This window comes from Streptomyces sp. NPDC029956, assembly GCF_055574655.1.
The window spans coordinates 42,423-55,604 of record NZ_JBVHZJ010000016.1 but is presented as its reverse complement, the minus strand read 5'-3'; the positions used below and the strand labels follow the sequence as shown (position 1 = coordinate 55,604).

Below are 13,182 nucleotides of genomic sequence, written 5' to 3'. Positions count from 1 at the left end.
GGGCGGCAATACGGACGGTCCGGACAGGGATAAAGGGGTGAATTACCGAACGGAGACGCGACGGCGAATTCCGGGAAGCCGGCGGAAGGCCCGCGGGAGATCGACGGAAGACCGACCGCGGGACCCGGCGGGAAGACCGACCGCGGGGCCCGGCGGGAAGACCGGCGGGAAGTCGAATCCGGAACTCGGGAACCCGGAACGCGCGCGTGCCGCTAATCCCGCGAGGGCGGAAGCAGTTCGACGGCGACGTCCGCCGGGAAGCCGGTCGTGGGTCCGGTGCGGCGGGCGAACTCGCGCACCCCGGCGAGCTGCTCGGGGCCGAAACGGAAGTCGAGCGTACGGAAGTACCGCTCCAGGAGTTCGGCGTCGAAGGTCTCCCAGCGGGCTGCCTGCTCGGCGACCTTGGCGACCTCCTCCAGGGAGAGGTCCCGGGAGGCGAGGAACGCCTGGTGCACCTCGTGGACGGTCTCCGGCTCGCGCGCCAGGAAGTCCTTGCGCGCCGCCCACACGGCGAAGACGAACGGGAGGCCCGTCCAGTCCTTCCACATGAGGCCGAGGTCGTGGACCTGGAGGCCGAGCCGGGGCGCGTCGTGCAGCGAGGCGCGGAGCGCGGCGTCGCCGATGAGGACGGCCGCCTCGGCCTCCTGCATCATCAGGCCCAGGTCAGGGGGGCAGGTGTAGTAGTCCGGTGCCACCCCGTACCGCTCGGCGAGGAGCAGCTGGGCGAGGCGTACGGAGGTACGGGAGGTGGAGCCGAGCGCGACGCGCGCCCCGTCCAGCTCCTCCAGGGGCCGCTGCGAGACGATCACGCAGGACATGACGGGCCCGTCGCAGCCGACGGCGATGTCGGGGAGCGCGACCAGGTCCGACGCGTTGCGGAGGTACTCGACGAGGGTGATGGGGCCGATGTCCAGATCACCCCGGACCAGCCGCTCGCTGAGCTTCTCGGGGGTGTCCTTGGTCAGCTCGAGGTCGAGGAGCGTTCCGGTCCTGGCCAGGCCCCAGTAGAGGGGGAGGCAGTTCAGGAACTGGATGTGCCCGACGCGGGGCCGGCTGCGCTGCTGGTCGTCGGTTGCATTGTCCACATCGTGAGGCTAGACCCGTCTCGTACCGTGGGCATCGCCGGGGCACGCGCGTCAGCACACGGAGCGAGATCAAACATGCGAGTGACGTGATCTTTCCCTCTACCGTCCTGGCCGGGCTGCGTGCTACGCTCAACGCAAGTTGCAGTTTGGTTTCCCTTGCAGTACAGAGCCTGCGGAGCATGTGACCCGCAGGCTTTTGTAGTTTTCAGACTTGTTTGCAGGTTCTGGAGCAGGGCGACCCTTTGGCCCATAGGAGGGCTCATGGCTACCGGAACCGTGAAGTGGTTCAACGCTGAAAAGGGCTTCGGCTTCATCGCCCAGGACGGCGGCGGCCCGGATGTCTTCGTCCACTACTCCGCGATCAACGCGAACGGCTTCCGTTCGCTCGAGGAGAACCAGCTCGTGACCTTCGACGTCACGCAGGGCCCGAAGGGCCCGCAGGCGGAGAACGTCTCCCCGGCCTAAGGGCCTGGGTCGGCGACACGCACGACTAGAGCAGTACCCAAGGAGCCCCGCTCCGTGCCTTCGGGCACGAGCGGGGCTCCTGCCCTTTCGCGGGCCGGGGCCCTGCCCGGGTGCGGGACTCCTCCCCTTGCGGGCTTTGCAGGCCTTTCGCGGGCCGGGGCCCTTCCGGAGCCGTCAGCAGTTCGGGATCACGGTCCCGTTGTTGTCGCGGGCCTCGTCGTTGCCCCAGCGGGACAGGTAGTACGCGGAGACGTACGCCCCGCGCCCGTTCTTCCCGGCGTACACGGTGTCGAGGTCGGTCCTGAGCCACCAGTGGTTGTAGTTCCCGGCGGCGTCCCGGATCTCCTGGCCCCAGACCTTGCAGTAGACGTAGTTCGTGCCCTGGTTCAGGACGCCCTGGGGTGCGTTGGTGTTGGCCTGGGCGTAGCCGGTGGCGTTGGCGAAGGTGTCGACCCAGTACTTCCCGCCTCCCCCGCCCGAGCAGCCGTTGTCGCTGGTCAGGGACTTGGAGCCGTACGCGCCGGGGTAGGGCGCGAGCGAGGAGCCGTTGATCACGATCGACTGGCCGACGCCGTTGTACAGCTGCTCGTAGTGGATGTGGGCGCCGGAGCTGTTGCCGGTGCTGCCGGTGGTGCCGATCTGCTGGCCCTGGGAGACCGCGGCGCCGTTGGCCACCGCGTACGCGTTCAGGTGGAAGTAGTACGTCTTCCAGCCGCCACCGTGGTCGACCACGATGTAGTTGCCCGCGCCGGACGGCTGGGAGTAGCGGTACGCGGTCCCGGACGCCGAGGCCAGGACCGCGGTGCCGGCGGTCGTACCGCCGTCGGAGCGGATGAAGTCGAGGGCCTGGCGGACCTCGGCCGAGTGGTGGCTGTACGTCCAGGTCTGGCCACAGGGGAAGGGCGCCTTGAAGAGCGGCGCGGCCTGGGCGGGGGTGGTGGTGACGAGCGCGGTGAGCAGGCCCGCGACGAGCGCGAGCAGGGTGCCGAGGGGGGTGATCCGGGCACGCATGCGTCCTCCGGTACGTGGGGGTTGGGGGCCTGGGGACAAGGGTCGACGCGCGTTGACCGACAGCGAACGGACCACAGCGTGCCGGAAGATCGCGTCTCGCAGTAGACGGCGAAGGCCACACCCGTACCGCGGGGCTTACGTAGTCTGGACACATGACCGAACGCAAGCCGCCCGGAGTCAGCTTCGAGTCGTTCGTGGACAAGCAGATCCGCGAGGCGTCGGAGCGTGGTGAGTTCAGCAGTCTGCCGGGGTTCGGGAAGCCGCTCCCCGACGACTCGGCGCCGTACGACGAGCTGTGGTGGATCAAGGGAAAGATGCACAGCGAGGGCGCGTCCGTCCTCCCGCCCTCGCTGGCCCTGCGCAAGGCCGCGGAGGACGCGGAGGAGGCGGTGGCCGCGGCCGTCTCGGAGAGCCAGGTCCGCCGGATCCTCGGCGAGATCAACACCAGGATCGCCGAGGCGCTGCTCCGGCCGCCGGTCGGTCCGCCGCTGAACCTCAAGCCCTTCGACGTCGAGGCGACGGTCGAGCGGTGGCGGGCGGAGCGGAGCTCGTAACCGCTGCCTCGGCGGAGCCGCTCGACGGAGGGGCTCCGCGGAGCCCGTACCGCTGCTCGCTCGTCGTCGAGAGGAGCCCTTCATGTCCCCCATGAACAGCGCCGGTCTGCTGGTCGACTCGTTCGGCCGGGTCCAGGAGGCCGTCCACGAGGCCGTGGAGGGCCTCACCGAGGACGCGCTCGCCGCCCGGGTCGATCCGGACGCCAACTCGATCGCCTGGCTGGTCTGGCATCTCACCCGGATCCAGGACGATCACCTCGCGGGCGCCTTCGACACGGACCAGCTGTGGGACACGGACGGCTGGCAGGACCGCTTCGGGCTGCCCTTCGGGAAGGGCGCGACGGGGTACGGCCAGACGAGCGCGCAGGTGGGCGAGGTGCGCGTCCCGGCGGAGCTGCTGCTCGGGTACCACGACGCGGTGCACGCGCGGACCCTCGACCTGGTGCGGTCGGTGACGAACGCGGACCTGGACCGGATCGTCGACAGCGCCTGGGATCCGCCGGTCACCCTCGGCGTCCGGCTGGTGTCGGTGATCGCGGACGACCTCCAGCACGCGGGGCAGGCTGCGTACGTACGGGGTGTGGTGGAGCGGCGGTAGCGGCCTACCGGGCCGGCGGCCACCTCCTCCTTCTACGACGCCCGGCAGACGCTCGGCCACGGCGAGCAGCCGCCGACGGCACCTGGGCCGCCCGGACCAGGATCGACTCCGACCGGAACCGGTTCGACGAGCAGAACCGGACCGATTCTCCGGACTCCCTTCAGAACCGGTGGAGTTGGCTCGGGTCCGTACAACCAACGGACCCCGCCGTGAGTCTCATCGAACGGCGCGGCGATGATCGCGCGCCGTTTCGATGTGCCGTGGGGGGCCGTCCGTCGCATGTGTGCCCCTCGTGGCGTCCCGCGTACCCACGCCTGCGAAGGAACGTTTCTTGACTCACTCCCGTGTGCCCCGTGCATCCCGACGGCGACTCGTCGCGGCCGTCACCGCGGTCCTGGCCGTCACCGCCGGTGGCGCCCTGACCGCCGCCCCCGCGGCCGCCGCCCCGGTGGCCGCCGTGAAGGCGCCCGCCCAGGCGGACGCCGTGGCCACCCTGCCCCACCCCACGGAGATCCTCAGCGCCGGAGCGACCGGCTTCCTCACCCGCGCCGTGTACCCGTCCGGCGCCCAGTACCGCTGGACGAAGTACGCCGACGGCACCACCAGGTCCCTGGCCGAGCCCCGCACCAGCTACTTCGGCGCCCAGTCCGACACCGTCTTCTCCAACGAGGCGTCGAAGACGGTCTACTGGCTGAACGACATGAACAGCGACGACTCCCTCCGGTACGGCCTGTCCCACAACGACCAGCGCTACACGGTCCGCGGCACCGCCGGCGAGACACTGGTCATGGCGCGCACCGACGAGGACACCGGCGTGCTCGACGTGAACCTGGTGAGCCGCACCACGGGCACCCCCACCATCGTCGACGTCACCGTCGTCCCCGGCGACGCCAGCCTCGGCCGCATCTGGGCCACCACCCCCGGCGTCGTGCTGATCCAGTACACCACCGACACCGGCATCACCTACATCGCCCCCGTGGACACCGCCACCGGAAAGGCGGTGGACTCGCCGATCGAGACGCACTCCGAGCGGACCGGGTCCGACGCCTTCCTCTCCCGCACCCACTGGGCCTGGATCGAGCGCACCACCGCCAACCGCGTCCAGCTGGTGACCGCCCTCCGGGGCATCGACGCCGACTGGGTCACCACGGACCTCGGCCAGGCGTCGACCAGCGCCGACATCGACGTCAACGTGGTGGGGAACTGGGTGACCACCGCCGAACTCAACGGCGGTACGGCCCCCCTCACCTCCGCCCTCTTCCCGCTGACCGCCCGCTCCCTGGCGGACCCCCGGACCACGGTCAAGCTCCTCGACCACGTCTCCAGCTCGACCACCGCCCCCAACGGCGACCTCTACGCGCGCGGCGGCACGGTCGCCCAGGGCGAGGGCATCTACCGGATCTCCCCCGGCGCGGACGGCAGGCCGACCGCCACCCTGGTGGCGAGCACCGACGCCCCGACCGCGCTCACCCTCACCTCCACCGACGTCCCGTCCACGATCGACCTGGACCGCAACGGCGGCAGGGCGACGCTCCTGTGGCAGCTGTCCCGCGAGAACGCGGCCGGCAAGGTCACCCTGCGCCACGTCCGCACCGGCCGGACCACGGAGCTGCCGTTCTCCAACCAGGGGCAGATCCGCCTCGACTGGCAGGGCACCCTCGCCAACGGCCTCGCCCCCAACGGCGACTACGTCTGGGAGCTCGACGCCAAGCCGCTCAACGGCATCGGCCCCGACCTGAAGAAGACGGGCACCTTCAAGGTGACCCGCAAGGCGGGCCTGCACGACTACGACGACAACGGCGCCCCGGACCTGCTGTCCCGCGACGCCTCCGGCCGCCTGTGGCTCGACGAGGTCAGGAAGACCGCCTCCTCCTCCGACTACTGGTCGCTGGAGAGCCGGCTCGTCGGCGCCGGGTGGAACGCGTACGACCATATCGAGGCCGTCGGCAACGTCGCCGGCGCCGCCCCCGCCGACCTGGTCGCCCGTGACACCTCCGGCGTCCTCTGGCTGTACCTCGGCAAGGGCGACGGCACCTTCACCGGCCGGACCAAGATCGGCCCCGGCTGGAACACGTACAACAAGATCACCGGCGGCAGCGACCTCAACGGCGACGGCTGGGCCGACCTCCTCGCCACCGACGCCTCCGGCGTCCTGTGGTCGTACCAGGGCACGGGCAACGCATCGGCGCCCTTCCGGACCCGTACCAAGGTCGGCGCGGGCTGGGGCGGCTACAACCAGATCACCGCCGTCGGCGACATCGCCGGTACGCCGCAGGGCGACCTCCTCGCCCGGGACACCGCGGGCGTCCTCTGGCTCCACCAGGGTTCCACCGGCACCACGTTCTCCGCCCGGGTCAGGGTCGGCGCGGGCTGGGGCGCGTACACCCACCTCGTCGGCATGGGCGACGTGGACCGCGACGGCCGCAACGACCTGTTCGCGTACGGCAAGACGGGCTCGTTCGTCTACCGGGGCACGGGCACGGCCGCGACGCCGTTCGGCCCGCGCGAGACCAGCTCCGTCTACCCGGCGACGCCGACTCCGCGCCACCCGATCGTCTGATCCCGTCGCCCTGGGCCGCCCCGGGGCCGCTCTGGGTCGCCCTGCCCGCCGGGACGCGGGGCGGGCGGCCCGGGCGGCCCGGGCGGGGCAAGGGACGACGGAGCCCACAGGAAGGACGACGAATGGAGTCCATCGTCACCGCCCTCCCGGCGGAGTTCCGGACCGTCCGCTACGACGGATCACGCTTCCCCGGCGCGGCCGCCGTGACCGCCCGGCCGGGACTCGCGGCCGGCGCCAACTGCCAGCTGTTCGCGTACGAGGTGCTCAGGCACTTCGGCCTGACGCCTCCGGAGCTCCGCTCCTCGGAGCTGTGGAGCGACACCGGGGCCACGGTCCACGTGCCGGTCGCACAGCCCCTGGACCTGGTCCTCTTCAACGCCACGGCCGACGCGTACGGGGCTCATGTCGGCGTCCACGCCGGAGACGACGCGATCCTCCACCTGTGCGCGGAGGTCGGGCACCCGGCGGTGTGGGGGACGGCGGACTTCGCGGCACGAGACCGGTACGCCGTCCGGCTCGGCGCCAAGAGGGTCCTCCCCCGGCCCACCTGAGACGCCCCTCGACCGCGGCTGCTGGGAATCGCCTCGGCACCCGACGGCCGGGAGACCTGGGAACGCATCGCCGTACTGCGCGACGACCCGATGGAGACCGCAGAGGTACGAGCCGCGGCCCGGGAACGACTGACGGGCATGGGCCTCGACTGACGACCGTGGGAAGGAGACTGACCGGCATGGGCCTCGGCCCACGGCCCGGGCAGGCGGATCCAGGATGCCGATAAACACGTCGACAGGCACGCGGCGATCGGGGACGCTTCGTGCGATGACCAGAATCGACGACACTCCGTCCGCGTGGGACGAGCGCACCCAGCTCACCACGTTCCTCGACTACGCACGCGACACCGCCCGCGCCAAGTGCGAGGACGTCTCCGCGGAGAACGCCCGCAGCGCGCCCCTGCCGGGCTCACCTCTGATGACCCTGAGCGGAGTGATCAACCACCTCCGCTGGGTCGAGTACTACTGGTTCCAGGTCGTCTTCCTCGGCGAGGAGGACGAGGGCCCCTGGACCGAGGAGGACCCCGACCGCGAGATGCGCATCGCGGTCGACTTCCCCCTCGCGCAGCTGCTCGGCGAATACGCCGAACAGAGCGCCCGCTACCGCGAACTCGTCGCGGGGAACGACCTCGACACCCGCGCCAAGCGATCCATGCGCGACGGCCGGTACGTCGACCTCCGCTGGATCATCCTCCACCTCGTCGAGGAGACGGCCCGGCACAACGGCCATCTGGACATCCTGCGCGAGCTGGTCGACGGCACGACCGGCTCCTAGGTCCCGTCGTCACGTTCCCGTCGTCGCCCGGAGGGCGGCCCCACGACGCGGGGCAGGCGGGAGGTTGACGACAGTGCCTAGCATCGGTCGCATGACCAGCACGTTCGTTCTCTTCGACGTCGACGGCACCCTCATGGACGCCGTCGCCAACCAGCGCCGGGTGTGGCACGAGTGGGCCGCGCGGTACGGGGTCGACGGGGACGAGGTGTACGCCGTCGCGCTCCGGACGCGGCCCGTCGAGACGTTCGCGGCCGTGGTCCCGGAGCGGGACCCGGACGAGTGCCTCGCCGTGCTGCACGCGCTGGAGGACGAGGACGTCCGGACGGGCTCGTACGGGGCCTTCGAAGGAGCGGCAGAGCTGCTGAACGCCCTGCCGCCGGACCGTTGGGCGCTCGTCACGTCGAACTACGAGCACCGGGTGCGGGGGCGGTTCGAGCGGACCGGCCTTCCGATGCCGGGGCTGATCGTGGACGCGGCGTCGGTGGCCGAGGGGAAGCCGTCCCCGGTGCCGTACCTGCTCGCGGCCGAGAAGCTGGGAGCGGACCCGGCGGAGTGCCTGGTGATCGAGGACGCGCCGTCCGGCGTCCGCTCCGGCCTCGCGGCCGGGATGACGGTCTGGACGGTCAACACCGAGGCCCCGCACCCCGAGGCGCACCGGCACTTCCGGTCGCTCGCGGAGGCCGCTCCCCACATCACGGGTGCGCTGACCTGAGGAAGTAGCCGGTCGGAGAAGGGAGTTCACTCGCCGGCCGGGTTACGGGGGCGGCCGGCCGGAGCCCATGATGCGGGTATGAAGATTCCCGACCGACGGATCGAACTGTTCACCGGTGCCGACAGCGAGCGCCGGTTCGGCGGCCCTGCGACGGGCGACGAGAAGACCATGCTCGTGGCGATGCTGGATGCCCAGAGGGCCACGCTGAAGCTGAAGTGCGCGGGGCTGGGAGCGGAACTGGCCGTGCGGTCCGTGCCCCCTTCCTCGTTGTCCCTGCTGGGACTCGTACGGCATCTCGCGGACGTGGAACGCCGCTGGTTCCGGTCCGTGCTCGCCGGGCACGACGTCGAGCTGCGCTTCTCCTCCGTCGAAGCACCCGAGGGCGACTTCGACGGCTCCGGCCCGGAACCCGAGACCGTCGCGGAGTCGTGGGCGGCCTGGGAGGCCGAAGTCGCTTTCGCAGAGGCCTTCGTGGCCGAGGCTCCGCACCTCGATGCCGAGGGGCGTGACGCGTGGCGGGGAGCGGTGTCACTGCGCTGGGTGCTCATCCACATGATCGAGGAGTACGCCCGTCACAACGGCCACGCCGACCTGATCCGCGAACGGATCGATGGAGCGGTCGGGGTGTGATCCGGGGCGGGGCGGGGGGCCAGGCGGGTCTGGGCGGGTCCGGGCGGGTCCGGGCGGGTCCGGGCGGGTCCGGGCGGGTCCGGGCGGGTCCGGGCGGGTCCGGGCGGGTCCGGGCGGGTCCGGGCGGCTTGGGTCGCCCCGGGGCGCCCGGGCGGCTTGGAAGCGGGAGGTCTCCGGGGTCCTTGGGGTGGGCCGGGTGTGGGGGCTTCTGGTGGGACCGCCCTCTTTCCGAGAGTCGCTCCTTCCGGTGGTGCGTCAAGGGCGCTCCCTGCGGTCGCGTCGCTGCGCGATGGGCTGCGCCCACCCTTGACCCACCACCTCCAGGAGCGAAGACACTCTCGGAGGGCGGTCCGGGGGCGGGGTCCACGCCGGGCTTCGGGCAGCGGCCACTCGCCGCCTGCGTCCGCCGGTCGGTGGGTGGGGGCTCGGCTAGCGGCGGGGGTCGGTGGCGCGGTTCCGGTGGGTTCGGGGTGCGCGGTTGTTGGATGGGGCGGTCGGGCTCCGGCTCAGCGGCGAAAGGCCGTCCGGGGTGGGGCTTCAGACCCCGCTGGTCACTCCCGGTGGATGGGGGCGTGAGTAACTGCGCATTACTCCAGGTAACACACCCTGGGATATGGGGACAGATGTAGCCAATCACCCTTTTCGGGCGGTGAAAGTGCAGGAAACTCCCGCGACCCGCTCCCCACCACCCACCAACAGCGACCAGCGGGGCCTGAATCCCGACCCGAGGACTTCGGCCGGCCGCTAAGCGCCGCCGGGCCGCCCCATTCAACAACCGCGCACCCCGAACCAAGGCAAGCAGACCCACCGACCCCCGCCGCTAGCCGAGCCCCCACCCACCGGCCGACGGACGCACACTCCGACCCCGGCCACTGCCCGAAGCCCCGCGCGGCCACGCCCCCCGGGCGCCCTCCGAGTGTGAAAAGGCGGCCTCCGCCGCCGGGTCAAGGGTGGGCGCAGCCCATCGCGCAGCGACGCGACCGCAGGGAGCGCCCTTGACGCGGTGACGGAGGCCGCCACACTCGGAAAGAGGGCGGCCGCACCCGCACCCTCAAAGCCGGTCCACCCCCAGAACCCCCGCCGAAAGCGCCACCTCTCGTTCAACTACAGCCCCACAACAAGCACTTGGCTTCAATTCAGATCCCAAACCCCCTCCGCTACTGTGTGGCCCATGCAGGGGGAACTGGAAAACAACTCTCATTCGGGCAGCCTGGACGGCAGCGGAGCCATGCCACTGGAGCCGGGTGACCCCCGGCAGATCGGCGCCTTCAGACTCCTCGGTGTCCTCGGGTCCGGTGGGATGGGACGGGTCTATCTCGGCGCCGTGCCGGGGAAGTTCGCCGCGGTGAAGCGGGTCCTCCCCGTCCTCGCCGAAGACGCCGACTTCCTCAACCACTTCGGTCACGAGCTCGACAACCTCGCCCGGCTCCCCGCCGGCGCCAACACCAGGCTGCTCGCCAGCGACCGCACCGCCAAACCACCGTGGTTCGCCACCGAGTTCATCCCCGGCATCACCCTCAACGAGGCCATCCGCCTGCACGGCGGCCCCCTCCCCGGTCCCGCCCTCTGGCGGCTCCTCCGCGAGGCCGCCGCCGGGCTCGGGGTCGTCCACGGCGCCGACATGGTGCACCGCGACCTCAAGCCCTCCAACGTCATGCTGACCTCCTCCGGTCTCTCCCTCATCGACTTCGGCGTCGCCCGCGCCGCCGACCAGAGCCGGCTCACCAAGACCGGCATGGTCATCGGCACCCCCGCCTACATGGCCCCCGAGCAGGCCGTCGCCGACCGCCGGCTCACCGGCGCCGCCGATGTCTTCGCCCTCGGCAGCCTCCTCCTCTACGCGGCGAACGGCCGCCCTCCCTTCGGTGACGGCTCCGGCCCCGACCTGCTCTACCGCGTCGTCCACGCCGAGCCCGAGTTCGGCCGGCTCACCGAGACCGAGCCCGAGCTCGCCGACCTCATCCGCACCTGCCTCTCCAAGGACCCCGCCGACCGCCCCACGGCCGCCGAGCTCGTCGCGCGCACCACCGAGCGCGCCACAGGCACCCTCTGGCCCTCCGCCGTCGGTGAGCGCATAGCCGAGCGGGCCGCCTTCGCCGCCGAGTCGCCCACCGCCGAGCATCTGGCGGAGCTCGCGAAGGCCGAGCCCGCCGAGGACGTCGCCACCGCCTCCCTCACCCCGCAGGCGGGCTCGAAGGAGCCCTCCACCGCCTCTCCCGATCCGCTCGCCGTCACCGGTTCCGCTGCTCGCGGGCCGCGCGAGAAGCGTCGCAACCGGTTCGTCATGTTCGCCGTGCCCGTGGTCGTGGCGACCGGCACCACCCTGACCATGGCCCTCGGCCCGTACCAGATCGGCCAGCTCGGCGCGGGCCCCGGGCCGTCCTCGTCACCGTCCTCCGTGGCCTCGCAGCCGGCGAACGTACAGCTGCCGTCGACCGCGCCCGGCTCGCCCACCGGCAAGACCCCGCCCGGCAGCAAGCCGCCGTCGTCCAAGCCTCCGGGCTCCTCCCCCGGCGCGCCCCCACCCGCCGACGGCGGCGCGGGTGGCGGTGGCGTCGGCGGCACCGGCAACCAGCCCGGGGACGGTGGCGGGAACGGCTCCGGCAGTGGCTCCGGCGGCGGGGCAGATCCTTCCGACCCGTCCGGCGGCGGCTCCAACCCCACGAGCCCCGGTGGTGGCGGTGCCACGACCCGCCCTCCGGCCACGCAGCCGCCGCGGACCACGAAGCCCGCGCCGCCGGCCTCCGGCGGTTCGGCACCGTCCGGGACGTACTCGATCGAGAGCGTCTCCAACGGCGAGTGCCTGGCCGAGTCCAACCCCGGCTACGCCATCCTGGTCAACACCGTGCCGTGCGGCACCCCGCCCAACAGCGGCACGATCTCCTACACCTGGATCTACTCGCCCGGAGCGAACGGCGCCTTCCGGCTGGTCAACAAGGCGACCGGCCACTGCCTCCAGCCGGGCGGGACGCCGGGCTTCACCGCCAAGGCGTGCAACGGCTCCAGTCTCCAGTCGTGGAAGATCAACACCAAGACGTCCGCCGGCATGACCATCAAGAACATGAACAGCGGCCAGTGCATGGTCGCCGGGCCGCCGTTCATGATGTCGTACTCCTGCGACCCGAGCAGCGCGACCCAGCTCTGGAGGAACGTCTCTCCCGTCTGATCGGGCCGATCCGTCGCATCGGCTCGACCCGCTGCGACCTACGCCCGGCGCCCGGTGGCGGCTTCCGTGAAGACGGGTACCGTCGCCTCTCCTTCCGCCCGGAAGGCGACCCGTAGCTCCATGCCGATCCGGAGCTCCGCCTCCGCCACGTCCACGACCTCCGTCATCATGCGCGGGCCCTCGGCGAGGTCGACGACCGCCGCCACGTACGGGACGCGCTCGCCGAAGGGCGGGAGGTCGTTCCGGTGGACGACGGACCAGGTGTAGAGGGTGGCGCGGCCGCTCGCGCGCTCCCAGGTCACGTCCTCGCTCCAGCAGTGCGGGCAGAACTCGCGCGGGTAGTGGTGGACGCGGCCGCAGGCCGTGCAGCGGCGCAGGAGGAGGTGGCCCTCGGCGGCGGCGTCCCAGTACGGGCGGGTGAAGGCGTCGATGTCGGGGTCGGCGGCCGTCATCAGAACAGTCCGATCGCGTGGTCGAGGGACCAGGTCTGCCAGGACAGGGCGAGGAGCGCGACGAGCGAGATGAGGGCCATCATCGCGTTCTGCCCCTGCTCGGCCCAGTCGTGGATCATGAGGACGAGGTAGAGAAGGTTCAGGAGGAGGCCGCCGATCAGGGCGATCGGCGTCAGGAAGCCGACCACGAGGCCGAGCCCGAGGGCCAGTTCGGCGTAGACGACGACGTACGCCATGAGCTTGGGGCGCGGTGCGACGATCGTCTCGAAGCCCTTCCTGACCGGTGGCCACTTGTGTCTGCCCGCCACGTCGGCGGCCCAGGCGATGCCGGTGCCGCGCTCGAACCAGCCCTTCTTGTCCTTGTGGCGCCAGCTCTCCAGCCACCAGAGGCCGAGGCCGATGCGGAGGACGGCGAGCCATTCGGCGCCGGTGAGCCAGACGGTCTGCATGCGCGCTCCCCCTCGTGGGATACACTGAATCTGACGGTACGTCAGTTCAGCGCAGCCCGGCCTCCCGCGCAAGAGGCGGGCGCCGGGCGACCGGGACGAGTGGTCGGCGTGACCGATTCGCAACCGAAATCCCTCTTGACCGAGACCCACAGCGTGTACACGTCATTACGCTCA

Annotated in this window: 13 protein-coding genes; 9 read left to right on the top strand and 4 right to left on the bottom strand. The window is 71.5% G+C overall.

From position 1 onward, the window contains the following. Positions 1-212: 212 nt before the first annotated feature. The gene (locus tag ACZ4XX_RS15455) at positions 213-1,085 is read right to left on the bottom strand and encodes a menaquinone biosynthetic enzyme MqnA/MqnD family protein (RefSeq protein ID WP_468508438.1); all 873 of its coding nucleotides are present in this window, start codon (positions 1,083-1,085) and stop codon (positions 213-215) included. Between the two features lie 261 nt (positions 1,086-1,346). On the opposite strand from ACZ4XX_RS15455, the gene ACZ4XX_RS15450 reads away from it, so the two are divergent. Beyond that, positions 1,347-1,550 (top strand): cold-shock protein, encoded by a 204-nt coding sequence (locus ACZ4XX_RS15450; protein ID WP_015035453.1) that lies wholly within the window; start codon positions 1,347-1,349, stop codon positions 1,548-1,550. Positions 1,551-1,724: 174 nt separating this feature from the next. Here ACZ4XX_RS15450 and ACZ4XX_RS15445 read toward each other — a convergent pair whose 3' ends face one another. Next, complete coding sequence (locus ACZ4XX_RS15445; RefSeq protein WP_468508437.1) at positions 1,725-2,561, bottom strand: M23 family metallopeptidase; 837 nt, start codon at positions 2,559-2,561, stop codon at positions 1,725-1,727. Between the two features lie 152 nt (positions 2,562-2,713). Here ACZ4XX_RS15445 and ACZ4XX_RS15440 point away from each other — a divergent pair, with 152 nt between their 5' ends. The 8 genes from ACZ4XX_RS15440 to ACZ4XX_RS15405 all read left to right on the top strand — a co-directional run bounded on the left by ACZ4XX_RS15440 (position 2,714) and on the right by ACZ4XX_RS15405 (position 12,107). Further along, positions 2,714-3,115, top strand: coding sequence for a DnaJ family domain-containing protein (locus tag ACZ4XX_RS15440; RefSeq protein WP_468508436.1), 402 nt, complete (start codon positions 2,714-2,716; stop codon positions 3,113-3,115). Positions 3,116-3,206: 91 nt separating this feature from the next. Continuing rightward, on the top strand, positions 3,207-3,713 hold the full coding sequence (locus ACZ4XX_RS15435) for a mycothiol transferase (RefSeq protein WP_468508528.1): 507 nt from the start codon (positions 3,207-3,209) through the stop codon (positions 3,711-3,713). 331 nt (positions 3,714-4,044) lie between these two features. After that, positions 4,045-6,273, top strand: a complete 2,229-nt coding sequence (locus ACZ4XX_RS15430) for an FG-GAP repeat domain-containing protein (RefSeq protein WP_468508435.1) — start codon at positions 4,045-4,047, stop codon at positions 6,271-6,273. Between the two features lie 122 nt (positions 6,274-6,395). Then, positions 6,396-6,824, top strand: coding sequence for a hydrolase (locus ACZ4XX_RS15425; protein WP_468508434.1), 429 nt, complete (start codon positions 6,396-6,398; stop codon positions 6,822-6,824). A 268-nt stretch (positions 6,825-7,092) separates the two neighbouring features. Beyond that, entirely contained in the window at positions 7,093-7,599 is a 507-nt protein-coding gene (locus ACZ4XX_RS15420; RefSeq protein WP_468508433.1) for a DinB family protein, read from the top strand. 91 nt (positions 7,600-7,690) lie between these two features. Continuing rightward, positions 7,691-8,311, top strand: coding sequence for an HAD family hydrolase (locus ACZ4XX_RS15415; protein WP_468508432.1), 621 nt, complete (start codon positions 7,691-7,693; stop codon positions 8,309-8,311). Between the two features lie 78 nt (positions 8,312-8,389). Beyond that, positions 8,390-8,941 carry a DinB family protein gene (locus ACZ4XX_RS15410; protein ID WP_468508431.1) on the top strand — a complete coding sequence of 184 codons (552 nt, stop codon included), beginning with the start codon at positions 8,390-8,392 and terminating at the stop codon, positions 8,939-8,941. Between the two features lie 1,228 nt (positions 8,942-10,169). Beyond that, positions 10,170-12,107, top strand: a complete 1,938-nt coding sequence (locus ACZ4XX_RS15405; protein WP_468508430.1) for a serine/threonine-protein kinase — start codon at positions 10,170-10,172, stop codon at positions 12,105-12,107. A 38-nt stretch (positions 12,108-12,145) separates the two neighbouring features. Here the strand turns inward: ACZ4XX_RS15405 and ACZ4XX_RS15400 are convergent, their stop codons facing one another. After that, positions 12,146-12,559, bottom strand: coding sequence for a Zn-ribbon domain-containing OB-fold protein (locus ACZ4XX_RS15400; protein ID WP_468508429.1), 414 nt, complete (start codon positions 12,557-12,559; stop codon positions 12,146-12,148). Next, positions 12,559-13,008 (bottom strand): DoxX family membrane protein, encoded by a 450-nt coding sequence (locus ACZ4XX_RS15395; RefSeq protein ID WP_468508428.1) that lies wholly within the window; start codon positions 13,006-13,008, stop codon positions 12,559-12,561. Before ACZ4XX_RS15395 ends, ACZ4XX_RS15400 begins: the two co-directional genes overlap by 1 nt. Positions 13,009-13,182: the final 174 nt, after the last annotated feature.